The sequence below is a fragment of the Micromonospora sp. CNZ303 genome (assembly GCF_004345505.1).
The window spans coordinates 1-25666 of the sequence record NZ_SLVT01000019.1 but is presented as its reverse complement, the minus strand read 5'-3'; the positions used below and the strand labels follow the sequence as shown (position 1 = coordinate 25666).

The window sequence follows — 25666 nt, the reverse complement described above, 5'->3', positions numbered from 1 at the left end:
CGACGCCGCCGGGCGCGCAAGCGTCGTCAGGGTGGTGGACGAGAGCCGTTCCGGTCGAGGTCGGTGGATTGAGTCATCCTCAGCGCACACAAAGTGATCTGTCAATCCCCGTCGATGTCCTGTGCGCACCGCCGGTCGACCCACGGGCCGCCGCTCGGGGCCGCTCTGAGTAGGTGTGCTCACGCCCCGCCCGGAGGCCACCCACATACTTGGCCGAGCTGGTTGGACAAGATCGCCGGGAGAAGGCCACAGGCATGACGAAGCAGCACCGACCGACGTCTCCGATCACCGCGCTCGTCCTGGTGCTGTGCACCCCGGTGGCCGCCTGGTGGCTCATCGGGGACCTGACCGGCGACGAGGCCCGACGGCTCGCCGCCGAGGGCGTCGAGTTGGACTACGCGATCCACCCGGTGAGCCTCGGTGCGGCGGGAGACCGGATCGTCGGCGTCCTGGCGTGCGTCGGCGTCGCCCTCGCGCTCGCCTGGTTGATCCGGGCCACCGCCCGCCGCCGTCTCGATCGCCGGTGGTGGTGGGTGCTGGCGCCGCTCGTCGCGGCCGGCGTTCTCCTCGGCCTCGCCTGGCGGGTGCTGACCGCCGGTGGGATCGGCGCCAACATCGGAGCGGGGCTCATGGTCATCGCGGGTGGACCGGCCCTGGCGGTCCTGCTGATCGTCGCAGTCGCGGCGCTGCGGATGCGCCGGAACCGGCCGCCGCGAGCCCCGCACCGCTCCGCGTGACGACCGGGGCGTCGCCGGGCGGCGTTCTCGCCGCAGGTGTCGCCGTGCTGGCCTCGTGCCTGGCTCGGTGAGCTGGCTCACCCGGCCCCGGGCTGAGCGCCGTCCGGCGCCCGGTTGGGCAGCCTGGAAGGGGTGCCGAGGTTTCGCCGGCAGGCAGACTGGAGAAGGTGAAGATCACACCTGCGCTCAAGGGGGATCAACTCGTGTCCGACACCACCGCCCGGTCCGACCGTCAGGCAGACCGTCCCGCCGAGGTGACCGACCCGCTGCTGTGGAAGCTCGCCCTGGACGTGGCCGACGCCCACGAGCCGGACGGGGAGGGTGGTTGCCGCAACCTGCTCTGCGCGGACCATGCCTGGCCCTGCCCGGCCTGGAACAACGCCCAGCGCGCCCTGCGCATGGCCCGCACCGACTCCGGCCAGCCGGCGCCGCACGCGACACGGCCGGCTGGCGGCCAGGGCCGCTCCGACCTCTCGGTGCCCGGGTTGGCGCAGCGCATCCGGCCGAACGACCCGCGGGCGGCGTCGGCCGCCTAGGCCGCGTCGTGGCAGTGCTGGCAGCCTTGGCCGTGTCGTCGTAGTGCCGGCAGGCTGGGCGCCGGGTCAGCCGTCCACGCGGTAGCGCGCGAAGATCGTGCCCTGCGAGAAGGTGTGCTGGTCGAGCAGGGTCAGGGTGCGGCGGACGCGGTCGGGGAGGGCGCGCGTGCCACCGCCGACGAGCACCGGGCAGATGATGAGGCAGATCTCGTCGACCAGGCCGGCCCGGTGGGCCTGGGCGGCCAGGTTGGCGCCGCCGATCGCCAGGTCGCGCGTGGCGGACTCCTTGAGCGCGCGGACCGCCTCCGGGTCGAACGTGCGCTCGATGCGGGTGCGGGCGCTGCGCGGCTCCGCCAGCGTGGACGAATACACGATCTTGTCGGCGGAGCGCCAGATCTGGCTGTAGTCGAGGATGTAGTCGGGGTGCCCGGGCTGCTCGTGGGCGGTTTCCCAGTAGGACATCACGTCGTAGAGCCGGCGGCCGTACAGGTGGGTGCCGATGTCCCGGTCCAGGTCGTTGAGGAAGCGGTGCACCTCTTCGACCGGCTCGCTCCAGCCGAACTTGCCGTTCTCGTCGTTGACGTAGCCGTCGAGGGACACGATGTCGGTGTTGATCAGCTTGGCCATCTCTCCGCCTCGGTGTCGGGTCGTCTCGTGCGACCGTCAGCAGTCAGGTGGCCCAGTATGAGACGGGGGCCGGACAATCCGGCGGCCCGTCCGGGCCACCTCCCGGGCGGCTTCAGTCGTCGCGTCCGGCACCGCGGTCGGGCGCGCTCATGTCCCCCGTCGCGGGCGTGCCGTCGGCGAGCCCGTAGCGCAGGTAGACGGTGCCCTTCGGGCCGGCCACCGGCGGTTCGAGCAGGGTGACGTTCGTGGGCACCGCGCCACCGTCGAACACCTTCTTCCCGACGCCGAGCACGATCGGGTGCACCCAGAGGTCGAGACGGTCGAAGAGCTTCTCGCGCAGGAGGGTCTGCACCAGGTTCAGGCTCCCGACGACCTTCACGTGCTCGTGCCGGTCACGGATCTCGCGCACCGCGGCGGCCAGATCCGGGCCGAGCTGCGTGGACCCGGCCCACGGGAGGTCGGGCCTGCCGCGGGAGGCCACGTACTTCGGGACCCGGTTGAAGAGCGTGGCGATCTCGTCGTCCTCGCCGCCCTCCTGGTGCGGCCAGTAGGCGGCGAAGATGTCGTACGTCCGCCGGCCGAGCAGGAGGGCGTCGGTGCCCTCGTAGGCGGCACCGACCTGCGCCCCGGAGACCGCGTCCAGCAGGGGCGCCTGCCAGCCGCCGAACGGGAACCCCTCCGGGTCCTCGTCGGGACCGCCGGGCGCCTGGGCGACGAGGTCGAGGGTCGCGAACAGTTCGATGTGGATCAGGCCCATGTCCCACCCCCGGTGAGTTGGTCTTCGATCCGGCACTCGACACTCACGATAGATCACGGACCGTGCCCGGACGGGTGACCGCGCGCACCGCGGCGTGCCGAGCGAAGATCTCGCGGACGGCGGGCAGCTCGTCGCCCTCGTCGGCGTCGACGTACCAGCCGTGTTCCGTGTCCGCGACGACGGCCTCCGGGGTGAGGAAGTCCCGGCCGAATCGGTAGACGCCCAGGCAGTAGGCGAACTCGGAACCGATCATCGGGTCGATGCCGGTCTGGTCGCAGTGGTCCAGCAGGCCTTCGGCGACCCGCCACTGCTCGCCGTCGAACCAGAACACGCCGCAGGCCCAGTGGATCGTGCGGCCGGTCGGCACGTCGACGACGGCGCCGTACCGCTTGTTCGCCGGGCGGTCGCGCACCAGGCGGACCAGGTCCTCGGGGACGTCGTCGTAGAGCGCCTCCTGCGCGGCGTACTCGTCCCAGCCCACGCTGAGATCCGCCTCGGGGCCGAAGGTCAGCAGCAGCGCCCGCCCGTCCGGGACGAAGTGCCACACGGTCGACTGCCCGCCGCCGTCGTCCCAGGCGAAGCGTTCCGCCCCGTCGACGGTGGTCGGCGCGTGGAAGGTGAGTTCGCTGACGATCGCCGCGCGCCGGCGTACCTCGTCGATCGGGGTGGCGCACAGCGCGTGCCAGGTCTCGTCCATGGGCAGCCATGGTAGCCACCGCGGGGGCGACGCCCGACCGGCGAGCGGCGGCGCGCGGCCCCGGACGGCCGGGTGGCCGGCCCCGACGGGGCCGGCCACCGGTGGCGTCAGCGCCAGGTGTCGGTGCGGGTGTGGGTGCCGCCCGCCGGGGTGGTGAAGCTCCGGTTGCCGCCGGACTCCCAGGTGACGGAGCCGTCGGCGTTCTTCTTCAGGTACTTGTACTCGACGGCGGTGTTCGGCGGCAGGCTGACGGTGGCCCGCCAGACCGGGTAGTCGGCCGGGGAGAGCGCGACGGCGTTCGCCGGGTTCCAGCCGCCGAGGGCGGGCAGGTTGCCGACGACGTACACGTTCTGGCCGAAGGAGGTGGTCGCGGTGGCGTGGAAGGCGGTGGCGACCGGTCCGGCGGTGTCGCCGCGGAAGGTCTCGGTGACGGTGTGGGTGCCGCCCGTCGGGGTGGTGAGGCTCCGGTTCGCGCCGGACTCCCAGGTGACGACCCCGGCCGCGGTCTTCTTGATGAACTTGTAGTCGACGGTGGCGGACCGGGGCAGGTCGACCACGCCGCGGAACACGCCACCGGCGGCGGGCAGCCGCACCGCGTTCGCCGGCGCCCAGTTGCCCAGCGCCGGGACGCCGCCGACGACGTAGACCTCCTGGCCGGCGGCCACGGTGGCGGTGACGGTGAAGGTCGTGGCGACGGTGTCCCCCACCGGTCCCGGCACGTAGGTGTCGGTCCGGGTCGTCGTCCCGCCTGCGGGGGTGGTGAAGGTGCGGCTGGCGGCCTCCTGCTCGACCACGGTGGACCCGCTCTTGACCAGGTACCGGTAGGAGACGGCGGTGGCCGCCGGCAGGTCCACGGTCGCGGTCCACGCGCCGGTGGCGGTGCGGGTCAGCGGCACGGAGGTGGCCGGGTCGCCGTTGCCGAGCGCGGGGGTGTCGCCCACGAGGTGCAGCGTCCGGTCGGCGGGCAGCGCGGCGGTGGCCGTGAACGTGGTGGCCACCTTGGCGGCGGGGCCGCCCCGGGCGTTGGCGTGGAGGGCGACCGCGCCGTTTGCGGGGATGGTGACGGTGGCCCGGCCGCCGGTCACGGTGACCGTGGCGCCGGTGCACCCGGCGGCCGAGGCGGCGCCGGAGATGACGTCGCAGTACGCGCCGTCGGCGAGGCCGGTGACGAACTGGGCGGTGCTGGCGGTGCCGGAGTCGTTGATGCCGATCCACCCGCGGTCGCCCCGGTGGAAGCCGATGACGTTGCTGTTGACGACGGTGAAGTCCGAGACGGTCTTGACGTTGCGGGCGGTGTTGGCCCAGCCGACCATGCCCTTGATGCCGGTGGACCGGGTCAGGCAGGTCCAGGCGCCGCCGCAGACGGTGTCGGTCACGTGGCCGCTGCCGGTGGCCGGCGGCGACTGGTTGCGGTTCGACCAGGTGAAGCTGTCGTAGACCGAGGGCTTGCCGTGCGGGTACGCCAGCGCGAAGTAGTTGGCCAGGGTGTAGTCGCTGCCGTTCTTGTAGGACAGCACCACCCCGTCGCGTTCGAGGTCGTGGTTGGTGACCATGGCGAAGACGTTGGCGCTGGGCGCGTCGAGGTTCCAGTTGGCAACGTTGGCGAGGTTCGCGATGGAGCCCTGGAAGCTGGAGCGCAGGCCCTTGGCGTACCCGAAGTCGAGCACGTCGCCGTTGCCGATGAAGGCCCGCGCCTTGAGCGCGTCGTTGGAGGCGCCGTCGAAGATCTCCTGGGCGACGTACGGGCGCTTGTTCTCCGCCACGGTGTTGTTCAGCTTGCCGAGGATGGCCGCGAAGTCGGCCTTCTTGACGTGCTTGACCGCGTCGACGCGGAACCCGTCCACGCCCAGCCCGATGAGGTCGTTGAGGTACGCGGCGATCTTGTTGCGGACCTGCTCCTTCTCGGTGTACAGGTCGGACAGGGAGAGCAGTTCGCAGCTGGTCACCTGGGACTCGTTGTTCCAGTCGGTGATGCCGCCGGAGGTCGGGCAGTTGTCGCCGGGGTGGTGGAAGTCGCCGTACCCGTAGGGCACGGCCGGGTAGTCGTAGCCGGTGAAGGTGGTGCCGGCGTAGCCGACGGTGCCGGCCGCGTTGTTGACGCCGGCCATGTGGTTGACGACCGCGTCGACGTAGACGCGCACGCCGGCGGCATGGCACGCGGTGACCATGGCGGCGAACTGCTGGCGGTTGCCGAACCGGCTGTCCAGCTTGTAGGACACGGGCTGGTACACCTCGTACCAGGGGTGCGCCCCGTCGGCGCTGTTGGGCAGGCTCACCGACTCCTGGGGCGGCGCGACCTGGACGGCGCCGTAGCCCGCGGGGCCGAGGTGGTCGGTGCAGGCCGCGGCGACCGAGTTCCAGTTCCACTCCCACAGGTTGGCCGTCACCTCGCTGTCGTTGAGCGCGACGGCGGCGTGGGCGGGCGCGGCGGCGGTCGCCACGAGCGGGGTGGCGCCGGACGCGACGACGGCGGCGGCGAGGAGCAGGCGGGGGATGCGGGCGCGCAGGGGCGGTGTGGATCGTGCCATGACAGGAGGACCTACTTCCGGGGACGAAGAGGCACTGACGAGAGGGACGGCCGTCCGGGTAGCAAAGACAATGCTCGATCCACGGCAGGCTCTGCAATAGCTTGCAGCAAACTTCTCGAAATTTCATGGCAACATTGCCGAGATGATCGCTACGGACCTGGCACATCACCCGTAAACGCCGCGAAGCCGGCGTTCCACGATGGATCGCCGGCCTCAGGGACTGCAACTCCTTGCAAGAGCTGGCACCGGGTGTAAGGAAGGGCCCCTTGTAACGCGGAGCGTTAACAAGGGGCCCTTCCTTACACCCATCCGGCGGTCAGCGGGGGGTCGGCACCGCCTCGCGGGCGAGGATGACCGCGCCGAGCAGCGCGGCGTCGTCGGCGAACCGGGACAGCACCACCTCCGGCGGGTACGGCAGGACCGCCGCCATCCGCTCCCCCAGCAGGCCGCGGATCAACGCGTTGCCGGCCACCCCGCCGACCAGCACCACCCGCTGCGGGTCGAGCAGCAGGCAGCAGGTGACCAGGTGCCGGGCCAGCTCGTCGACGCGGGCGGTCAGCGCGTCCCGGGCCGGGCCGGGCCGCTCGGCGGCGGCGGCCAGCCCCCGCGCCCCGCCCGGCTCGCCGAGCGACTCGGCGAGCCGGTCCAGCGCCCGGCCGGAGAAGCCCAGCTCCAGCATGGTGCCCGGCCACGGGCCACCGGCCACGGCGTACCCGATCTCGCCGGCCGCCCCGTGGTGACCGGTCAGCACCGACCCGCGGACCGTGACCGCCGCCGCCACGCCGGTGCCCAGGCCCACCACCAGGCCGGGGTCGGCGTCGCGGAGCGCGCCGAGCCGCAGCTCGGCCAGGGCGGCGGCGTTCAGGTCGTTGTCGACCGCCACCGCCGGCACCGCCAGCCGGTCCCGGACCGCGTCGGCCAGGCGCAGCCCGTCCCAGCCGGGCACGTTCGGCGCCAGGTCGATGCCGTCGGAGCGGACCACGCCGGGCGAGGCGATCCCGGCCGCCGCGACCGGCGCGCCGACCTCCCCCACCAGCTTCGCGGCCAACTCCAGGGCGCGGTCCAGGGCCTGCGGGGCACCCCGCTCGGCGTACGTCGGCACCCGCTCGCGGGCCAGCAGCCGGCCCTCGCCGTCGGCCACCCCGACCGCCATCTTGGTGCCGCCGAAGTCGATGCCGAGCAGCACGCCCGCGTCGCCGGCCGGCGGCGCGGGCTGGGCGGCCCGGCCGGCGAGTCGCACGCTCACCGGACCACCTCCGCGCCCCCGGCCGCCGCGTCCCGCGCGCTCATCGGGCCGCCCCCCGCGCGGCGACCGCGTCCAGCGCCTCGTCGGCGGCGGCGAGGCGGTCGCGGACGGCGGCCAGCCGGCCGGCGACGGTGTCGAACGTGCCGCGCAGCACCGCCACCTGGGCGCGCACCGCGTCCGCGCCGGGACCGTCGACCTGGGCGCGGTCGAGCACGAGTTCCGGGCGTACGGCGGCGGCGATCAGGTCGGCGACGGCCTCGTCGTCGAGCCCGTCGGCGATCCCCTCCGCCGCCGCCCGGACGGTCTGCGCGGTCCAGGTGGCCGGGGCCCCGCCCCGGACCAGCCGGCCGACCACCGAGTGGGCGGCCCGGAAGGGCACCCCGTGCCGGGTCAGCGCGTCGGCCGCGGCGGTGGTGGTGGCGCCGGAGGCGACGATCTCCTCGGCCGACGGCGGCTCCAGCGGCTCGATCTCGGCGAGGAAGCCGCCGAGCAGGGCGAAGAACCGGTCGGTGCGGTCGTTGCTCTCCCAGAGCCGCACCTGCACGTCGGTGGTGGCGTTGTTGGAGTCCTCCCACCAGGCCGCGCCGACGTTGTTGAGCACGCTGGCGGCGTCGGCAGCGGTGGCGCCGGCCATTGAGACGAGGTGCTCCAGCACCACCGGGTTGCGCTTCTGCGGCATGATGCTGCTGCCCTGGGTGAAGTCGCCGGGCGTGCTCACCCAGCGCCAGCTCAGCCAGTCCATGAGGGTGCGGGCCAGCCGGGCGCCGGTCGCGAGGGCCTGGGCGTTGAGGGTGCCGACCCGCACGAGGTGGTCGGCGCCGGCCACCGCCTCGTACGAGTTGGTCACCAGGCCGTCGAAGCCGAGCAGCTCGGCCACCCGGGCGGGGGCGATGTCGAGGTCGGTGCCCGCGAACGCGCAGGAGCCCAGCGGCGAGACGTTGAGCTGGTCGATCAGCTCGGCGTAGGCGACGGCCTCCCCGGCGAGGGCCTCGGCGTAGCCGGCGAGGGCGTGCCCGATGGTGGTGGGCTGCGCCGGCCGGCGGTGGGTGTAGCCGGTGATCACCACGCCGGCGTAGCGGTGCGCGGATTCCAGGGCGGTCGCGCCGGTGGCGAGCACCCGGTCGAGGACGCCGAGGAGCTGCTCGCGCAGCAGCATCCGGAACACCCCGGCGTCGAGGTCGTTGCGGCTGCGGGCCATCTGCACGTCGAGCTCGGAGGTGGGGATGCCGCACGCCTGCGCCAGCCGCTTCTCCATCAGGTAGTAGGTGTCCTCGAACGTGCCGTCGAACTCGGGCGCGCCGGCGGTGTCGGCGCGCAGTTCGGCCAGCCCGCGCAGCAGCCGGGCGCCCCGATCGGCGGGGACGAGCCCCTGCTCGACCAGCATCACCACGTGGGCCTGGCTGGCCCGCACCATCGCCGGGAAGAGGTACCCGACGTGGTGGTCGTAGGTCGGCCGGAGGTGGTGCCGCTGATAGGTGGTCAGCGCGGGTGTGCTCATGACGGTCTCTACTTCCTTCCGTGCCGGGCGTGGCGTCGTGCGCCGCGCCCGGGCGTCAGCCGGTCAGTCGTCCAGGCCGAGCAGGCGCTCGGCGTTCCCGGCGAAGATCGCGCGCAGGTGGTCGTCGGGCAGCCCCAGCTCGCGGCAGATCCGCAGCTGGTCGTCGAGGTAGCGGGTGACGTACCCGCGCGGGAACCACGACGAGTCGCTGCCGAACACGATCCGGTGCGGTCCGATGGTCTCGTAGCAGCGCCGGAACAGCTCGTCCAGTGTCAGCTTGTACGGCATCCAGCGCACCCACTGGTTCGACCCGGAGGTGTCGACGTGGATGTTCGGGCAGCCCCACGCGGCGAAGAGCAGGTCCTGCACGTGCTGGACGCCGAAGTGCGGCACCACCACGGCCAGCTCGGGGAAGCGGCGGGCCATCCGGGCCAGCTCGTCCGGGCCCCCGTAGCGGCCGTGGGACAGGCCGCCGGCGCTACCGTAGTGTCCGATGTGGATCAGCACGGGCACGCCGAGGCGCTGGGCGGCGCCCCAGAGCGGGTCGAGGGCCTCGTCGTCGAGCGGGCCGCGCAGCAGCGGGGCGAAGAGCTTCAGCCCGCGCAGGCCGCGCTCGGTGACGGCGCGTTCCAGCTCAGCGGCGGCGCCGGCGCCGTACGGGTCGTGGTGGGCGAAGCCGAGCAGCAGGTCGGGGTGGCGGTCCACCACGTCGGCGACGGTGTCGTTGCCGCCGCCGGTGACGAAGACCGCCCGACGCACGTTCACCGCGCGCAGCTCCTCGGCCCAGCGGTCCGCCTCGTCCTGCCAGCGCTCGGCGGGCGGCTCCGGGTCGGGGAAGCCCCACGCCTGCCGCCACTGCCGTGCGTACGGGGCGGAGGCGGCGGCGCGGACCGTCCGCTCGTGCTCGCCGCCGGGGTGCATGTCGGCGGCGTGCTCGCAGGCCCGGATCGTCTCGTCGGCGCCGATGCGGAAGTGCAGGTGGAAGTCGACGACGTCCAGTCCACGGTCGACGGTCACGGCGCCTCCTCGGGCTCGGGTCGACCGGCCGGCGCGGTCGGTGGCGCGTCGGTGGACAGCGGGGCGTCGGCGGCCGACGGGGCGTCGGTGGGCAGCGGGGCGTCGGTCGGCGGGGCGGGCGGCGGGGCGGCCACCCAGGCGGCGATCACCTCGCGCAGCCGGGCGCCGGCCAGCTGCCGGACGCGACGACCGGCCTCCTCGCCGGCCAGCGAGATGTGCCCGGACCAGCCCTGCCACGGGTCGGGCCGGGACTCCACCAGCACGTACGGGTGGGTGACCGGCAGCTTCGGCTTCGGCGGCAGGTCGGCGACCGCGTCGAGGCGGACCGCGTCAGGGTCGAAGCCGAGCACGCCGGAGGTCTCGTACGCCCCACCGTGCCCGCGCGCCGGCAGCGGCCCGTACAGCTCGGCGGTCTCGGCCGGGGTGACCAGCTGGAACCAGTTGACCAGCAGCAGGCTCGCCGTGCGCCGCCCGGAGACCCACTCCATGGCGGCCCGGACGGTCGACATGTTCGCGTCGTGTCCGTTGACGATCAGCAGCCGGGGGAAGCCGGCGGCCACGATCCCCTCGATCACGTCGGCGAGGTAGCCGACCGCGATCTCGGGCCGGATCGCCACCGTGCCGGGCCACGGCCGGGTCTGGCCGGGGCAGGCGGCGTACGGCACGGCGGGAAAGAGCACCCCGCGCGGGCCCGCCACCGTCTCGCGGCCCGCGACCTGGGTGGTCGCGGTGCCGTCCGGGGTGCCGCCGCCGGACGGCACCGCGCCGTCGCCGTCGAGCGCGCTCTCGGCGGCGAAGCCCTCGGCGAGGATCAGGTCGGTGCCGAGCGGCAGGTGCGGGCCGTGCCACTCGACCGCGCCGACCGGCAGCACCGCGAAGTCCGCCGCCCCGGCGACCGCCGCGAGTTCCCCGCCAGGGATCCGGGCGGCGGGGACCAGCCCGCCGCCCGTCGGCCAGGCCGCGCTCACGCCGTCCACCGGGCCGCCTCCCGACTGGAGCGCCGGCCGCCTTCGAGCCGGCCGGAGACCACCATCACCACGAAGATCAGGACAACCTGGAGCATGCCGTACGCGGCGGCGGTGCCGACCTCGAACGAGTACATCCGGTTGTTGATCTCGACGGAGATCGGCGCGGTCTCGGAGGTGTAGATCAGCACGGAGGCGACGAACTCGCCGACGCCGTGCACGAAGGCGAGCAGCGCGCCGGCCACCACGCCGGGCAGCATCAGCCGCAGGGTGACCGTGCCGAACGCCCGCCACCAGGACGCGCCCAGGTTGCGCGCGGCCTCCTCCAGCGACGGGTCGATCTGCGCCAGGGTGGCCGAGCTGGACCGGAACACCAGCGGCAGGAACCGCACGAAGTACGCGAGCGGCATGATCCAGAAGGTGCCGATCAGCACCTGTCCGAAGCTGAACGCGTTGCCCGTGCTGAACGCCGAGATCAGGTTGATCGCCACCACCGTGCCGGGCAGCGCCCAGGCCAGCATGACCGCCACGTCCAGCAGTCCCCGGCCGCGGAAGTCCAGCCGGCGCACCGCGTACGCGATGAGCACGCCGACGACGACGCAGGCGACGGTGGCGATGAGGCTCATCTGCAACGAGTTGAGGATCGGCTGGAACGCCGCCGGGTCGGAGAAGATCGTGACGAAGTTCTGCGTGGTGTACGCCGCCGGGATGACCTCGGTGGTCCAGGAGCCGTCCTCGGAGAACGCGACCAGGGCGATGGTCGCCACCGGCGCGAGCAGGACCGCGGTGGCCAGGACCGAGGCGACCAGGGCGAGCCACTTGCCCAGCGGGTTGGTGATCTCGCGGCGGTGCGCGGCGACGCCCTTGGACTGGGAGCGGTAGCTGCGCCGCCCCTCGTACCAGCGCATGCCGAGCAGGAACAGCACCGAGACCACGCCGAGCACCGAGGCGTACGTGGAGGCCATCGGCAGGTCGCCGTTGGTGCGGTTGATGTAGATCTGCATGGTCATCGTCTGGTCCACCCCGAACAGCAGCGGGGCGGTGTACGACGCCAGCGAGGTCATGAAGACCAGCAGCGAGGCGGAGACCAGCGCCGGGGTGAGCATCGGCAGCAGCACCGTGCGCCACACGCGGACCCGGCCGGCGCCCAGGTTGTACGCCGCCTCCTCCACCGACGGGTCCATGCCCGACAGCGCGGCCGAGGCGGACAGGTAGAAGTACGGGTACATGGTGAACGTGTGCACGACCAGCACGCCGGCGATGCCGCTGAACGGCAGCACCGGGTTCTCGGCGCCGAAGAGCTGCTGGAGGCCGCGCGGCAGGATGCCGGTCTCGCTGTAGAGCAGCTGGAACGAGATCGCCCCGATCAGCGGCGGCAGCGCCGCCGGCACCAGGATGATCGCCTCGATCAGCTTGCGGCCGGGGAACGAGAAGCGCTTGAGCAGGAAGGCCATCGCCACGCCGACGATGCCGCAGAGCAGCACGCTGGCCGCGGAGATGATCAGCGAGGTGACCAGGGAGGAGCGGGCGACCCCGCCGCCGGTGACGAAGCTGCCGTAGTTCTCCACCCCGTCCACGCCGACGCTCTCGGCGAAGGTGGCGAACATCGGCTGCACCACGTACCCGAAGAGGATCAGGGCGAGCGGGAAGACCAGGACGTACGGGAACCAGCGCGAGCCGGTGCCGCCGGCGAACCGGTCGGCGAACCGGCGGCGCGGGCCGGACGGCGGGGCGGGCTCCCGGGTGGCCGGCGCGACGGTCGCCGGGCTGGGGGTGGCGGGGAGGGTGCTCACGGGCGCACCACCCACATCCGCTCCCGGTTCAGCCGCAGCCCGACCTGGTCGCCGGCGGCGATCCCGGCCGGCACGTCGATCGCGGCGACCTGCACGGGCTCGCCGGCCACGTCGACGACGAGGTTGGTCGCCATGCCGGTGAACTCCACCTCGGTGACGCGGCCGGGCAGCGCGCCCGCCTCGGCGGCCGAGGTCAGCCCGATGTGCTCGGGGCGGACGGAGACCGACGCGGTGTCGCCCTGGCGCAGGCCGTGGTCGGTCGGGGCGGGCGCGGTGATCTCGCCGCCGGCGGGCAGCCCCACGGTGACGCTCCGCGCGTCGGCGGCGACCACCGGGAGGCTCAGCACGTTGCTGCGGCCGATGAAGCGGGCCACGAAGCTGGTCGCCGGGCGGTGGTAGATCTCCTGCGGGGCGCCGATCTGCTGCACCCGGCCGGACTGCATGACCGCGATCCGGTCCGACATGGCCATCGCCTCGGCCTGGTCGTGGGTGACGTAGATGGAGGTGGTGCCGGCCTCGCGCTGGATGCGGCGGATCTCGACCCGGGTCTCCTCGCGCAGCTTGGCGTCGAGGTTCGACAGCGGCTCGTCGAGCAGCAGCGTGCGGGGCCGGATCACCAGCGCCCGGGCCAGGGCGACGCGCTGCTGCTGGCCGCCGGAGAGCTCGTCGATGCGCCGGTCGCCGTAGCCGGCGAGGTGCACCTGGCCGAGCGCCTCCTCGACCCGCCGCCGCGCCTCGACCCGTCCGACCTTGCGGATCTTCAGGCCGTACGCGACGTTCTGCGCGACGCTCATGTGCGGAAAGAGGGCGTAGTTCTGGAACACCATGCCGGTGTCGCGCTTGTTCGGCGGTCGGCGGGTGACGTCCTCGGTGCCGAACCGGATCCGGCCGGAGGTGGGGAAGTAGAACCCGGCCACCATGCGCAGGGTGGTGGTCTTGCCGCAGCCGCTCGGGCCGAGCAGCGTGAAGAACTCCCCGGCGGCGATGGTGATGTCGACGTCGTCCACGGCCGCGGTGTCGCCGCCGCGCGCGAAGCGCTTGCTCACCGACTCGAGCGTGACATCGATCATGAGGTCCTCTCCTTCGTGCGGTACCGGACCTGGACGGTCGTCAGGGTGGGGGCGCGGGGGCGGGACGGGCCCGCCCCCGGGACGCCCGGGCGGTCAGCCCTTGTTCTTGATCTGGCCGTTCCAGTGGTTGATCCACTCGGTCTCGTTCTTGCCGATCACGTCCCAGTCGACGTCCAGCGGCTTGAGGCCGAGCTGGGCCAGCCACTCCGGCTTCTCGGCGATGTCCACGGCCGGGATCTGGTAGTAGTCCTTGGCCAGGTCGGCGCGGAGCTTGTCGTCGAAGAGGAACTCCATGAACTTCTGGGCGCCGGTGGTGTTGCCGCCCTTGACCGCGGCGATGCCGTCGACCAGCACCGGGGCGCCGGAGGCGGGCATCACGTAGCCGAACGGCATGTTCGACTGGTTGGCCTGGAGCAGGACGTCCTGGAGGTTCCAGGCGCTGAGCACGCCCTGCTGGCGGGAGAGCTTCAGGTAGAGGTCGGTCGGGTTGGCCGCGTACGCGCCGGTGTTGGCGTCGAGCTTCTTCAGCCAGTCGTAGCCGGGCTGCGGGTTGCTGCCGTCCGGGGACTGCCGCATGATCATGGCGGCGTAGATCGACCGCATCGTGCCGGACGCGGCCACGTCCCGGATGATGATCTTGTCCTTCCACTCCGGCTTCAGCAGGTCGTCCCAGTCCTTCGGGGCCTGCTCCGGGGTGAGCGCCTTGTTGTTGTACATGATGACCTCGGGGAGCAGGATCTCCCCGAACCAGCGGCCCTCGGCGTCCTTGTACTTCGGGTCCATCTTGGCGGCGAACGCCGGCTGCCAGGAGGTCAGCAGGTCCTCGCCGGCACCGGCGGAGAGCCCCTGCTGGGTGCCGCCCCACCAGACGTCGGCCTGCGGGTTGGCCTTCTCGGCCCGGACCCGCTCCAGGATCTCCTGGGCGCCCAGGTTGAGGATCTCGACCTTGCCCTTGTACTCGGGGTACTTGGCGGTGAACTGGTCCACCACGTAGGTGGAGACCTTCTTGTCGCGGGCCGTGTAGATGGTCAGCTTCTCGGCGCTCGCGCCGCCGGCCGCGTCGTCACCACCACCGCCGCCGCAGGCGGTGCCGGCGGCGAGCACGGTGGCGAGCGCACCGGCGAGGAGAAGTCGACGTCTCATGGGGTACCTCCGAAGGGTGTGGGGGGGGGAACTGCGGTGTGTGTGGTGTGGTCAAGGGGTCGGCAGCAGGGTCGGCATGCCGGCGGCAGCCGCGGAGAGGGCGTAGCTGACCGCCCCGTGCAGCACCGCCCGGTCGCCGAGCACGGCCCGGCGCACCTCGGTGCTGCTCGGCGCGGCGGTGGTGACCAGCGCCTGGAGCCGGTCCACGGCGGCGTCGTCGAGGTGGGCGGCCGCCCCGCTGAGCAGCACCCGCCCGGGGTCGACGACGCAGACGCAGGAGACGATGAGCCGCGACCAGGCCGCGAGCACGTCGTCCAGGTAGGCGGCGGCCCGGTCGTCGATGGCCGCCAACGCCACCAGGTCCGCCACGGGCGAGTCCGGCCGCCGCCCGGGGGCCAGCGCCACCATCCGCTCGGCGATGGCGTTCTCCGACCAGCGGGCCTCGAACGGACCGATCCCGTCGTGGCCCCGGTCGGTCGGGTCCAGGGGCAGGAAGCCGACCTCGCCGGCGGCCCCGCCGGCGCCCCGGCGGACCTGCCCGTCGAGCACCAGGCCGGCGCCGATGCCGTCGGCCACGTGCAGCAGCAGCAGGTCGGCGACGTCGCTGCCCGCGCCGGCGGCGTGCTCGCCGGCCGCCATCAGGTTCACGTCGTTGTCCACCACCACCGGCACCCCGAGCCGTCGCTGCACCGACTCCCCCACCGGCCGGCCCTCGACGAGGCCGACCGAGGGGGCCAGGCGCACGGCGCCGCCGGTGGAGATGCCGGGCGCGGCGATGGCCACCCCGCGCAGCGCCGGCAGTCCGTCGCCGGCGAGTTCGGGGATCGAGCGGCAGATGGTGTCGACGATGTCGCCGGCCAGCCGGACCGCGCGGTGGGCGATGACGGCGCCGTCGCTGTCGGCGATCTCGCAGCTGATCCGGGACGGCTCCAGGGAGACGGCGGCGACCAGTTCGGCCCGTGGGTTGAACTCCAGCATCGCCCGTGGCCGGCCGGTGCGGGAGGTCCCCGGGCCGCGCTCGATGAGGTACCCCTCGGCGATCAGCTCGCGCACGAGCGGGGTGAGCGTGGCGGGGCTCAGCCCGGTGAGCTCGGTCAGCTCGGCGCGGGAGAGCACCCGCACCTGGCGGGCGGTGGAGATCACGGACAACCGCTTGATCTCCTTCGACCGCTCCCGGCTCACCGGGCTCGTTGGTGGCGTCACCACGTCAGTCACACTTCCTTCCTACGGCGAACGAACTATCGAGTCAAGTAACGAAACCGTCTCGTTACCTTGCGGCCTCCTTCGTGAGCAGCAGAAACGCCCTTCCTCAGGCCCCAGGGAGGCCGCCGGACGGGCGCACTCGCCGCCCGCAACACCTCGGACGACGGGGGGTTAGTTTCTTTCGCAAATAAAGAAAGACCTTGCAAAGCATTGACGGGCCGCCGCGCCGGTCCCTAGCGTCACCGGGCGAAGGCCTTCCAGTGTGTACGGACCCCCGTGCCGCTGCGTACCTGAGGTGATGCCGGCGCTCCCTCGTGCCCCGGCGCCCCTGCCCGCCCTCTCACCGTCCGACCGCGACCCCCACGTCGACGCCCCGCGTCCGACGTCGCCGGCCGCTGCCCGGACCTCGCGTCACGCGAAAGGATCCGCATGCGTCTCAAGGCGTTCCTGCTACCCACGGCGCTCGCCCTGGCCCTGTCCGGGACACCGGCCGTGGCCCTCGCCGCACCCCCCGACGCCCGGCCGACCGACGCCGTCGACCTGGACGTCCTCTTCGTCAGCGCGCACCCCGACGACGAGGCCGGCAGCCTCGCCACCCTCGGCCAGTGGAAGGAGAAGCACGGCGCCAAGGCCGGCGTCGTCACCATCACCCGCGGCGAGGGCGGCGGCAACGCCGTCGGCCTGGAGGAGGGCCCGCCGCTGGGCATCATCCGCGAGCGCGAGGAACGCACCGCGATCGGCCGCGCCGGGGTGGAGAACCTCTACAACCTCGACCGCGTCGACTTCTGGTACACCGCGTCCGCGCCCCTGTCCGAGCAGATCTGGGGGCACGACGACACCCTCGCCCAGATCGTCCGGGTGATCCGGCAGACCCGGCCCGAGATCGTCATGACGATGAACCCGTCGCCCACGCCCGGCAACCACGGCAACCACCAGCAGGCCGCCCGCTTCGCCGCCGAGGCGTTCCACGCCGCGGCCGACCCGAAGGCGTTCCCGGAGCAGGTCACCAAGGAGGGGCTCAAGCCGTTCCGGGCGGCGAAGTTCCTGCGTACGGGCGGCAGCGGCAGCTCGACGACCGGGCCGCAGTGCGCCACCGGCTTCGTGCCGGCCGTCCCGACCGACCAGGTGTTCGGCGTCTGGGAGGGCGCCCGCAGCGCCGGCGGCAAGACCTGGGCCGAGGTCGAGGTCGACGCCCGCCGGGACTACGTGACCCAGGGCTGGGCCAACACCGCCGCCGCCCCCACCGACCCCGCGAAGATCCGCTGCGACTTCTACACCCTGGTCGACAGCCGCGTCCCGTACGACCCGGCGGACACCTCCCCCGAGGCGATCCTGCGCGGCTCGGTCCTGCCCCCGGCCGCCGGCGGGCTGCCCAGGGGCACCGAGCTCTACCTGACCGCCGACCGGTTCGACCTCGCCCCCGGGCAGAGCGTCGAGGTCACCGCGCACGTGCGGGCGCCCGGCAACCGGGCCCTCACCTCGCCCCGGGTCGCCCTGCGGCTGCCGCAGGGCTGGACCGCCAGCGGCTCCGGCGCGGTGCGCGGCGCCGTACCGGCCGGCAAGGAGCGGACCGTCACCTTCACCGTGACCGTCCCCGCCGGCGCCGACACCAACGAGCAGCACCTCGTCGGCGCGTCCCTCACCACCGGGCAGGGCACCGGCCGTACGGACCGCGCGGTCCGGGTGGTCGCCGACGTGCGCGGCACCCTGGAGCCGCTGCCCGAGGTGGGGCTGTTCCGCACCTGGGCCGGCGACAGCGGCTACCCGCAGCTGGACACCCTGATCAAGCCGGTGCTGACCCTCGGCTCCGGCAAGAGCCGGACGGTCCGGGTCGACCTGCGCAACCACGGTGAAACCGCCCAGAGCGGCACCGTCGCCCTCGGCCTGCCGGCCGGCTTCACCGCCGACGCGCCGATCAAGAGCTACGCGGCCCTGGCGCCGGGCGCGACCGGGGCGGTCACCTTCACCGTCACCAACAGCGACGCCAGCCTGCCGACCGCCAACGAGGGCGGCGACGGCGGCGACTACGGCATCACCATCACCACCACCAGCGCCGCCGGCAGCACCGTGGAGACCGGCGCCCTGGAGATCGTGCCGACCAGCGAGGTGCCGCACGCTGGGCACGACCACGCCGTCGACGGGGTGGCCTCCCCGGGCGAGTACCCCGGCGAGGAGCTGGACCTGTCCCGCATCTGGGAGGGGCAGGCCACCACGCCACAGGATGCCTCGGCCACCGGCCGGATCGCCTTCACCGAGGACGCGCTCGTCGTGTTCGTACAGGTCACTGACGACGTGCTCGGCAGGAAGGTGGTGCCGCAGGACTGCAAGCGGCAGCGGCGCACCGACAGCGTGGAGATCATCGTCGACCCGAAGGGGAACTCGACGGACACCTCCACCGTGTTCAAGGCGGGCATCTTCCCGGTCACCGACGACCCCGCCAACGGCGACCCGCCGTGCTGGCAGCGCGACGCCGACAACCGGCAGGGACCGGGCGCCACGACCGCCCCGGGGATGACCGTGGTCAGCAAGGTCACCGCGCCGTACACCGGCTACACCATCGAGGCGCGCATCCCGTTCGCGGTGCTGCCCGACGCCATCGACCCGGCGCGGATGGGCTTCAACGTGCTGGTGTACGACTCGGACACCCAGGACCTCAGCTCCCAGTCCCGGCTGGGCTGGTCCACCTTCACCGGCGTGCGGGCCGACCCGTACCGCTACGGCCTGGTCACCCTGCCCGGCCTCACCCCGGCCGCGCGGCAGCCCAGCGCCCCGGTCTTCCCGGACACCGCCGCCCGTAGCGTGCACAGCCCGCAGACCATCGCGCAGTCGGCGGTGGACGGCGTGGCTCCGGCCGCCGTCACCCGGCTGCCCGAGCGGGCGCTGCGGCTGACCGACCAACGGCAGGTGGCCGGCGGCGTGCGGGTGACCGTCCGGGCCGACCGCGCCGGCACGGTGTACCTGCACACCTGGGACGGCGACCGGTCGCTCGGTGAGCGTTCGGTCCAGGTGCCCTCCGGCCGCCCGGTGACCGTCGTGGTCCCGGCGACCGGTGGCACGCCCACCTCGGTCCTGGCGGCCTTCGAGGCCGGCGGCGCCGCACTCGCCCGCCAGGTCCCGCTGGCCTGACCGGTGCGCGACGGGCCCCTGCCATCCGAGCGGACGGCAGGGGCCCGTCCCGTCGTCGGGGCCGGGGCTCCCGGCGGCAGCGCGGTCTACAGGACGTTGCGCCTCAGCAGGAACAGCCCGAAGAGCACCCCGAACGTGACGACCACCGCCCTGAGCGGGCCCTCGGGGAGCCTGCGGAGCAGTCGGGCGCCGACGTAGCCGCCGACGACGGTCGCCGGGGCGACGACTGCGACCCCCGCCCAGTTGACGGTGCCGAAGAGGACGTAGAGCACCACCGCCGTGAACGAGATGACGGCGGACAGCAGGTTCTTCAGGGCGATCGTCCTGGTGAGCGGCTCGTGCTGGAGGAGTGCCAGGCCGGCGACCAGGACGATGCCGAACCCGGCGCCGACGTAACCGCCGTAGAGGCCGCCCAGGGCGACGGAGAGTTGCAGGGCCGCCGGGTGCGCCCGCCGGTCCCGCGGCGCGGAGCGCCGGACCAGACCGTCCAGCCAGCCCCGCAGCCCGAGGACGGCCGACGCGGCGAGCACCAGGAACGGCACGATCATGTCGAAGACGCGGGTGGGCGTCACCAGCAGCAGCACCGACCCGGCGACGCCGCCGACGACCGCCGCGGGCAGGACGCGCCGCACGTCGCCGCGGGGCGGCAGGTCCCGGTACCCTCCGGCAACGCTCGCCACGTTGCCGGGGAAGACGGCGACGGTGCTGGTCAGCTTGGCCGTGAACGGCGGGATGCCGGCAGCGATCAGCGCCGAGAAGGCGATCAGGGAACCGCCGCCCGCGACCGCGTTGAAGGCGCCCGTGGCGACACCGGCGGCGACGAGCAGCGTCGCCTGGATGGGATCCATCGGATCCCAGGCTAGTGGCGATGCCGGGCGGCGGGGCGGGTGTCGGTCGGGCCGCCCTGCCCGCCACGCCCGGAACGGCTCAGGGCCGGCCGGCGGTGGGCGCGACCCCCGGCGGGGCCGCGCGAAGTTCACCCTCTCCGGGTGAGACGGTGGCGGCGTTTCCGGGGAAAGGTGGCCGGTGAGGAGGGTCGCGATGGCAGATGCCACCGAGGATTTCTTCCACGGCCTCGCGCGCCGTGGGCACGACCGCCGGCTCAGGGCGATCGACGAGGGCAGCGTGCGCTTCGACATCAGCCGCGACGGCCGGACCGAGCACTGGCTGGTCTCCATCGACAAGGGCGACATCAGGGTCACCGAGGGGGCGACCGGCGGGGACGCGGTCGTCGAGGCGGACCGGGCGGTGTTCGACCGCATCGCCAGCGGGGAGGCGTACTTCCTGACCACGGTGCTGCGCGGCGAGGCGGCCGTGGCGGGCAGCCCCCGGCTCTTCGCGACCGTCCGGAAGCTCTTTCCGCCGCCGCCCACGTCCCTCGGCACGCGCCGCAGGGGAGGCAGCCATGAGTGACGACCAGGTGGGCATCCTGGACGGCACCACCTTCCTGGTCTGCGACCGGGCCGGCGACATCCTCCCGTCGCCCGACACCCCGCTCGGCCTCTTCGCCCACGACACGCGCCTGCTGTCGAAGTGGGTGCTCACGATCGACGAGGAGCGGTTGAGCACCCTCGCCATCGACGACATCCACTACTTCGAGAACCGGTTCTACCTGGTCCCCGGCCACCAGGACGTCTACGTCAACAGCACGCTCTCCGTGCGGCGGGTGCACACGCTCGACGCCGGCCTGCACGAGGAGCTGAGCATCACCAACCATGCCGGCCAGCCGGTCGACCTGACCGTCCGGGTCGAGGTGGACGCCGACTTCGCGGACGTCTTCGAGGTCAAGGACGCGACGGCGCGGAAGAAGGGTCGGCACTACCGGCGCGTCGACGACGGGCGCCTCGTCCTGGGCTACGAGCGGGAACGGTTCAAGCGGGTGACGATCGTCTCCGCGACGACGCCGGCGGAACTGGACGAGGACGGGCTGACGTTCGCGGTCCACCTCGAACCGCACGGCAGGTGGCGGACCAGGCTGACCGCGGAGCCGGACCTGCCGATGCCGCGAGGGCTGGAACGGCTCACGATTCCGGGACGGGCGCGCAGCCGGGACAAGGAGCGCCGGCTCAAGGACTGGCTGGCGGAGGCGCCCCGGCTGGAATCCGGCTTCGAGCCCCTGCGCGGCGCGTACCGGCGCAGCCTGATCGACCTGGCCGCGCTGCGGTTCAGCCCGTTCCTCGCCGAGGACCGGAGCGTGCCGGCCGCCGGCCTGCCCTGGTTCATGAGCCTGTTCGGCCGGGACAGCATCCTCACCAGCCTCCAGGCGCTGCCGTTCGCGCCCGATCTCGCCGCCACCACGCTCAGGGTGCTCGCGCTGCGGCAGGGCAGCCGGGTCGACGACTTCCGGGAGGAGGAGCCCGGCCGGATCCTGCACGAGATGCGGTACGGGGAGATGAGCGTGTTCGAGGAGACGCCGCACACGCCCTACTTTGGCAGCGCCGACGCCACTCCCCTGTTCCTGGTGCTGCTCGACGAGTACGAACGCTGGACCGGCGACGCCGCGCTCGTCCGCTCGGTCGAACAGGAGGCGCGGGCGGCGATCGACTGGATCGACGACTACGCCGACCTGACAGGCAGCGGCTACATCTCCTACGAGCGGCGCAACACCCGCAACGGCCTGGAGAACCAGTGCTGGAAGGACTCCTGGGACGGCATCTCGTACCAGGACGGGCGGCTGCCCGGCTTCCCCAGGGCGACCTGCGAGTTGCAGGGGTACGCGTACGACGCGAAGATGCGCACCGCCCGGCTCGCCCGGACGATCTGGGACGACCCGGCGTACGCGGACCGGCTGGAACGGGACGCCGCCGAGCTCAGGCAGCGCTTCAACCGCGACTTCTGGGTCGCCGACGGCGAGTACATGGCCCTCGCGCTCGACGGTGACGGCCGCCAGGTGGACGCGCTGTCGTCCAACATCGGCCACCTGCTGTGGAGCGGCATCGTCGACGAGCCGAAGGCCGCCGCCCTGGCGCGACACCTGATGTCGCCCGCGCTGTTCAGCGGCTGGGGGGTACGCACGCTGGCCGAGAGCGCGAGCCGCTACAACCCGATCGGGTACCACGTCGGGACGATCTGGCCGTTCGACAACTCGTTCATCGCCTGGGGCCTGCGCCGCTACGGGTACGCCGACGAGGCGGCCCGGATCGCCGCCGGGATCCTGGACGCGGCGGTCTTCTACGACGGCCGGCTGCCCGAGGCGTTCGCCGGATACCCCCGGGCCGAGACCAAGTATCCGGTCAACTATCCCACCGCGTGCAGCCCGCAGGCGTGGTCCGCCGGGGCCACCCTGCTGCTGTTGCGCACGATGCTCGGGCTGCAACCGGTCGGCGAAGACCTCGTGATCAGGCCCGCTCTGCCCGCTAGTCTCGACTTCGTGGCGCTGCTCGACATTCCCGGGCGGTGGGGGCGCCTCGACGCGTACGGCAGAGGGCCGGCCGGCGCGGGCGGACGCGGCCACCAGCCGGCGCCACAGCAGCTCTCCGCCCCGTGACGGGAGGGACGATGCGAGAACTCGACCCGATGCGGACCGCCGTCGTCGGCGTCCACTGGCAGCACGAGGTCGTCAGTCCCGACGGGGTGTTCGGTCCGTTCTTCGCCGAGCAGGTCTCCCGGCACCGCGTCGCCTCGTACGCGGCGCAGGTCGCCACGGCGGTGCGCGCCAGTGGCGGCCTCGTCGTCTACACGCGGGTCGCGTACCGACCCGGATACCCGGACCTCATCCCCAATACGCCCAGCTTCGCCCTGGTCCGGGAGCGGCATGCCTACCTCGAGGGCTCGCCCAGGGCCCGGATCGTCGACGAACTCGCGCCGGAGGCCGGCGACGTCGTCATCACCCACGTGCGGCTCACCGGCTTCTTCGGCAGCGAACTCGACACCGTGCTGCGGCACCGGGGCGTGGACACCGTCCTGTTCACCGGCGTCGCCACCAACCTCTCCGTCACCGGCACCGCGTTCGAGGCGGTCAACCTCGGCTACCGGCCCGTGGTGGTCTCCGACGCGTGCACCGCCGCGACCGACGAGGCGCACCGGGCCAGCCTGGAGACGCTGGGGCAACTCGGCGAGGTGGTCACCACCGCCGAGGCCGTCGACCGCCTGTCGAGGTGAACCGTCGGGCCGGGCGGCCCGACGCCCGGCCGGGCCGCCCGGCGGGCGGCCGGCCAGCCCCGACAACTGCCCGGACAGCCCCTAGCCAAGCCCGTTTCCATTGACGACGGGCGTGCCGCGCTGGCAGCATCCGGCGCATCATGATCAAGGAAAGCGGTTGGTCAGCGCCCCCCGTCCCCGCCCGGCCGTCCGGCCAGCCCGCCGGGGGCGAGCCACACCACGCGGACCTCGTCCATGAGGCGATCGTCCGGCATCCCGCCGACGCGTTGGCGCTCGGCACGGACGACGCCCTCGTCACCTACGGGGAATTGCGCGCACGCAGCAACCGGCTGGCCCGGCACCTGCGGACCACCGGGGTACGCCGAGGTGACCTCGTCGCCGTCCTGCTGCCCCGCGGTGTCGACGGGATCGTCAGCGTGCTGGCGGCGCTCACCGCCGGCGCCGCGTACCTGCCCGTCGACGCCGGCTACCCGCCGCAGCGGGTCCGGCACATGCTCACCGACTCCCGGGCGCGGGTGCTCGTCACCGTACGGTCGCTGGTCCGGCCCGACCTGGTGGTTCCGGGCACCCCGGTCGTCCTGCTCGACGACGACCGGGCGACGCTGGCCGCGTACCCCGACCGCCCGCCGGCCGTGCCGGTCGGCCCGGGTGACCTCGCGTACGTGATCTACACCTCCGGGTCCACCGGCCTGCCGAAGGGGGTCATGGTCGAGCACGGCTCGCTGCGCGGGCTGGCCCGGTGGCGGGCCGACGCGGAGCGCCTCGGTCCCGACGACCGCTGCCTGCACCTGTTCTCCCCCGGCTTCGACGCGTCGGTGTGGGACATCTGGGCGCCGCTGGTGGCCGGCGCCAGCCTCTGGATGCCCGACGACGCGACCCGGGTCGATCCCGACCGGCTGGTGGACTGGCTCGCCGCGCACGCGATCACCTCGGCGACGCTGCCCACCCCGCTCGCCGAGGCGGTGCTGGCCCGGCCGGCGCCGCCCGACGGGGCACTGCGCATCCTCGGCGCGGGGGGCCAGCAGCTGCTGGCCCGCCCCCGCTCCGAGCACGCGTTCACCACCGTCAACCTGTACGGGCCCACCGAGGCCACCGTGCTGGCGATGGCCGGGGAGGTGGCGGTCGAGGGCGACGGCCCGCCGTCGCTCGGGCATCCGGCCGCGGGCGCCGCCATCCGGCTGCTCTCCGACGACCTGCGTCCGGTGCCCGCCGGCAGCCTGGGCGAGGTGTTCATCGGGGGGCCGGGCGTGGCCCGGGGATACCACGACCGTCCCGCCCTGACCGCCGAACGCTTCCCGCCCGACCCGTACGGGCCGCCGGGCAGCCGCCTCTACCGCACCGGCGACCTGGCCCGTCAGCTACCGGACGGCACCTACCACTTCGCCGGCCGGGTCGACGACCAGGTGAAGCTGCACGGCCACCGGATCGAGCTGGGCGAGATCGAGAGCGTGCTGCTGCGTCATCCGGACGTGCGGGCCGCCGCGGTCGGGCTGCACGAGGGCACGGCCGGCCCCCGGCTCGTCGGGTACGTCGTGCCCGAGACCGGCCCGGACGACGTGGCGCTCGCCGAGCACGCGGCCCGGTACCTGCCGGCGACCATGGTTCCCGCCGCGTGGGTCCGGCTCGCCGCCCTGCCGCTCACGCCGCACGGCAAGCTGGACCGGGCCGCGCTGCCCGCGCCGGCGGAGCGGGTCGGCGAGGCGCCCCGCGACGACCTGGAGCGGCGGGTGGCGCAGGTGTGGGCGGAGGTGCTCGGCAAGTCGCCGGGCCGCGACGACAACTTCTTCTCCCTGGGTGGGCACTCGCTGCGGGCCACGATGGTCGCCGTCCGCCTGCGCGAGCGGTTCGAGCTGCCGATCTCGGCGGCGATCGTGTTCGAGGCGCAGACCGTGGCCGCGATGGCCGACCGTCTACGGGCCGAGGTGACGACCGCCGGCGGCGATGACGATCTGGTCACGTCCGGCACCGGGAAACCGAGCGAGCCGGCCCTCGTCCCGCCGGGCGGTGAGACCCCGTCGGCGGGTCGGGTCCTGTCGTTCGCGCAGCAACGCCTGTGGTTCCTGCACACCCTCGACCCGAAGTCCACCGCCTACAACACCCAGACCGCCTGGCACATCGACGGCCAACTCGACCTCGACCACCTCGACACCGCCATCAACGAGATCATCCGCCGGCACGACGTCCTGCGCACCATCTTCGCCGAGCACGACGGCGTCCCCGTCCAGATCATCCACCCGCCGACCACCCACCACAGCACCCGCCACGACCTCACCCACATCAACCCGGACCACCACGACCACCACGTCCGCGACATCCTGCGCGCCGAACTCGACACACCGTTCGACCTCGCCACCGGCCCGTTACTACGCAGCCACGTCCTCCAACTCACCCCCACCACGCACGTGCTCTGCCTCACCTGGCACCACATCGTCCTCGACGGCTGGTCCGTCGGGGTGTTCCACACCGAACTGCACCACCTCTACACCGACCTCACCCACGGTCGCACCCCCTCGCTGCCGCCCCTCACCACCCAGTACGCCGACATCGCCCAACGCCAGCGCCACCACTGGCAGAGCACCGACGCCCAACGACACCTCCACGAACTCGCCGCACGACTCCGCG

At 73.3% G+C, this 25666-nt stretch carries 20 protein-coding genes; 7 read left to right on the top strand and 13 right to left on the bottom strand.

Features of this window, described 5'->3' with window-relative positions; translation table 11 throughout:
- The first annotated feature begins 254 nt into the window (after positions 1-254).
- Together EV374_RS25315 and EV374_RS25310 are read left to right on the top strand one after the other, a co-directional pair.
- Positions 255-737 (top strand): hypothetical protein, encoded by a 483-nt coding sequence (locus EV374_RS25315; RefSeq protein WP_132239530.1) that lies wholly within the window; start codon positions 255-257, stop codon positions 735-737.
- Positions 738-940: 203 nt separating this feature from the next.
- Positions 941-1273, top strand: coding sequence for a hypothetical protein (locus EV374_RS25310; protein WP_486485966.1), 333 nt, complete (start codon positions 941-943; stop codon positions 1271-1273).
- A gap of 66 nt (positions 1274-1339) precedes the next feature.
- On the opposite strand, the gene EV374_RS25305 is transcribed toward EV374_RS25310, so the two are convergent.
- The 12 genes from EV374_RS25305 to EV374_RS25250 all read right to left on the bottom strand — a co-directional run bounded on the left by EV374_RS25305 (position 1340) and on the right by EV374_RS25250 (position 15829).
- On the bottom strand, positions 1340-1900 hold the full coding sequence (locus tag EV374_RS25305) for a dihydrofolate reductase family protein (RefSeq protein WP_132239528.1): 561 nt from the start codon (positions 1898-1900) through the stop codon (positions 1340-1342).
- 112 nt (positions 1901-2012) lie between these two features.
- A complete protein-coding gene (locus tag EV374_RS25300) occupies positions 2013-2657 on the bottom strand; it encodes a dihydrofolate reductase family protein (RefSeq protein ID WP_132239526.1) in 645 nt (214 codons plus the stop codon).
- A 43-nt stretch (positions 2658-2700) separates the two neighbouring features.
- Positions 2701-3354 (bottom strand): hypothetical protein, encoded by a 654-nt coding sequence (locus EV374_RS25295; RefSeq protein ID WP_132239524.1) that lies wholly within the window; start codon positions 3352-3354, stop codon positions 2701-2703.
- 107 nt (positions 3355-3461) lie between these two features.
- On the bottom strand, positions 3462-5882 hold the full coding sequence (locus tag EV374_RS25290; protein ID WP_165947908.1) for a carbohydrate-binding module family 20 domain-containing protein: 2421 nt from the start codon (positions 5880-5882) through the stop codon (positions 3462-3464).
- 316 nt (positions 5883-6198) lie between these two features.
- On the bottom strand, positions 6199-7128 hold the full coding sequence (locus EV374_RS25285) for an ROK family protein (RefSeq protein WP_486485950.1): 930 nt from the start codon (positions 7126-7128) through the stop codon (positions 6199-6201).
- A gap of 40 nt (positions 7129-7168) precedes the next feature.
- Positions 7169-8626, bottom strand: coding sequence for a lyase family protein (locus EV374_RS25280; protein ID WP_132239522.1), 1458 nt, complete (start codon positions 8624-8626; stop codon positions 7169-7171).
- A 63-nt stretch (positions 8627-8689) separates the two neighbouring features.
- The gene (locus EV374_RS25275; protein ID WP_207914542.1) at positions 8690-9643 is read right to left on the bottom strand and encodes an amidohydrolase family protein; all 954 of its coding nucleotides are present in this window, start codon (positions 9641-9643) and stop codon (positions 8690-8692) included.
- On the bottom strand, positions 9640-10620 hold the full coding sequence (locus EV374_RS25270) for a creatininase family protein (RefSeq protein ID WP_132239520.1): 981 nt from the start codon (positions 10618-10620) through the stop codon (positions 9640-9642). The genes EV374_RS25275 and EV374_RS25270 overlap by 4 nt, the downstream gene beginning before the upstream one ends.
- Positions 10608-12401 carry an ABC transporter permease gene (locus tag EV374_RS25265; protein WP_132239518.1) on the bottom strand — a complete coding sequence of 598 codons (1794 nt, stop codon included), beginning with the start codon at positions 12399-12401 and terminating at the stop codon, positions 10608-10610. The genes EV374_RS25270 and EV374_RS25265 overlap by 13 nt, the downstream gene beginning before the upstream one ends.
- On the bottom strand, positions 12398-13471 hold the full coding sequence (locus EV374_RS25260; protein WP_132239516.1) for an ABC transporter ATP-binding protein: 1074 nt from the start codon (positions 13469-13471) through the stop codon (positions 12398-12400). Before EV374_RS25260 ends, EV374_RS25265 begins: the two co-directional genes overlap by 4 nt.
- A gap of 93 nt (positions 13472-13564) precedes the next feature.
- Positions 13565-14614, bottom strand: coding sequence for an extracellular solute-binding protein (locus EV374_RS25255; RefSeq protein WP_132239514.1), 1050 nt, complete (start codon positions 14612-14614; stop codon positions 13565-13567).
- A gap of 51 nt (positions 14615-14665) precedes the next feature.
- Positions 14666-15829, bottom strand: coding sequence for an ROK family protein (locus tag EV374_RS25250; RefSeq protein ID WP_132239512.1), 1164 nt, complete (start codon positions 15827-15829; stop codon positions 14666-14668).
- A gap of 417 nt (positions 15830-16246) precedes the next feature.
- On the opposite strand from EV374_RS25250, the gene EV374_RS25245 reads away from it, so the two are divergent.
- The gene (locus EV374_RS25245) at positions 16247-18943 is read left to right on the top strand and encodes a sugar-binding protein (protein WP_132239510.1); all 2697 of its coding nucleotides are present in this window, start codon (positions 16247-16249) and stop codon (positions 18941-18943) included.
- Positions 18944-19029: 86 nt separating this feature from the next.
- Here EV374_RS25245 and EV374_RS25240 read toward each other — a convergent pair whose 3' ends face one another.
- Entirely contained in the window at positions 19030-19791 is a 762-nt protein-coding gene (locus EV374_RS25240) for a sulfite exporter TauE/SafE family protein (RefSeq protein WP_132239508.1), read from the bottom strand.
- Positions 19792-19984: 193 nt separating this feature from the next.
- Between EV374_RS25240 and EV374_RS25235 the strand changes: the two genes are divergently transcribed.
- The 4 genes from EV374_RS25235 to EV374_RS25220 form a co-directional block, all read left to right on the top strand.
- Entirely contained in the window at positions 19985-20356 is a 372-nt protein-coding gene (locus EV374_RS25235) for an SCP2 sterol-binding domain-containing protein (RefSeq protein WP_132239506.1), read from the top strand.
- Positions 20349-22430, top strand: coding sequence for a glycogen debranching N-terminal domain-containing protein (locus EV374_RS25230; RefSeq protein WP_132239504.1), 2082 nt, complete (start codon positions 20349-20351; stop codon positions 22428-22430). Before EV374_RS25235 ends, EV374_RS25230 begins: the two co-directional genes overlap by 8 nt.
- Positions 22431-22441: 11 nt before the next feature.
- Positions 22442-23044: a cysteine hydrolase family protein gene (locus EV374_RS25225; RefSeq protein WP_132239502.1), complete on the top strand. Its 603-nt coding sequence runs from the start codon at positions 22442-22444 to the stop codon at positions 23042-23044.
- A gap of 140 nt (positions 23045-23184) precedes the next feature.
- Positions 23185-25666: non-ribosomal peptide synthetase (locus tag EV374_RS25220; protein WP_132239500.1), on the top strand; the 2482-nt coding region annotated here is incomplete at its 3' end.

What these genes read in the sequence shown, in the direction of transcription:
- EV374_RS25230 (WP_132239504.1), top strand. Translation starts at nt 20,349, where the DNA reads ATGAGTGACGACCAGGTGGGCATCCTGGACGGCACCACCTTCCTGGTC.
- EV374_RS25240 (WP_132239508.1), bottom strand. Translation starts at nt 19,791, where the DNA reads ATGGATCCCATCCAGGCGACGCTGCTCGTCGCCGCCGGTGTCGCCACG.
- EV374_RS25245 (WP_132239510.1), top strand. Translation starts at nt 16,247, where the DNA reads ATGCGTCTCAAGGCGTTCCTGCTACCCACGGCGCTCGCCCTGGCCCTG.
- EV374_RS25315 (WP_132239530.1), top strand. Translation starts at nt 255, where the DNA reads ATGACGAAGCAGCACCGACCGACGTCTCCGATCACCGCGCTCGTCCTG.
- EV374_RS25280 (WP_132239522.1), bottom strand. Translation starts at nt 8,626, where the DNA reads ATGAGCACACCCGCGCTGACCACCTATCAGCGGCACCACCTCCGGCCG.
- EV374_RS25225 (WP_132239502.1), top strand. Translation starts at nt 22,442, where the DNA reads ATGCGAGAACTCGACCCGATGCGGACCGCCGTCGTCGGCGTCCACTGG.
- EV374_RS25295 (WP_132239524.1), bottom strand. Translation starts at nt 3,354, where the DNA reads ATGGACGAGACCTGGCACGCGCTGTGCGCCACCCCGATCGACGAGGTA.
- EV374_RS25290 (WP_165947908.1), bottom strand. Translation starts at nt 5,882, where the DNA reads ATGGCACGATCCACACCGCCCCTGCGCGCCCGCATCCCCCGCCTGCTC.
- EV374_RS25260 (WP_132239516.1), bottom strand. Translation starts at nt 13,471, where the DNA reads ATGATCGATGTCACGCTCGAGTCGGTGAGCAAGCGCTTCGCGCGCGGC.
- EV374_RS25300 (WP_132239526.1), bottom strand. Translation starts at nt 2,657, where the DNA reads ATGGGCCTGATCCACATCGAACTGTTCGCGACCCTCGACCTCGTCGCC.
- EV374_RS25235 (WP_132239506.1), top strand. Translation starts at nt 19,985, where the DNA reads ATGGCAGATGCCACCGAGGATTTCTTCCACGGCCTCGCGCGCCGTGGG.
- EV374_RS25305 (WP_132239528.1), bottom strand. Translation starts at nt 1,900, where the DNA reads ATGGCCAAGCTGATCAACACCGACATCGTGTCCCTCGACGGCTACGTC.
- EV374_RS25255 (WP_132239514.1), bottom strand. Translation starts at nt 14,614, where the DNA reads ATGAGACGTCGACTTCTCCTCGCCGGTGCGCTCGCCACCGTGCTCGCC.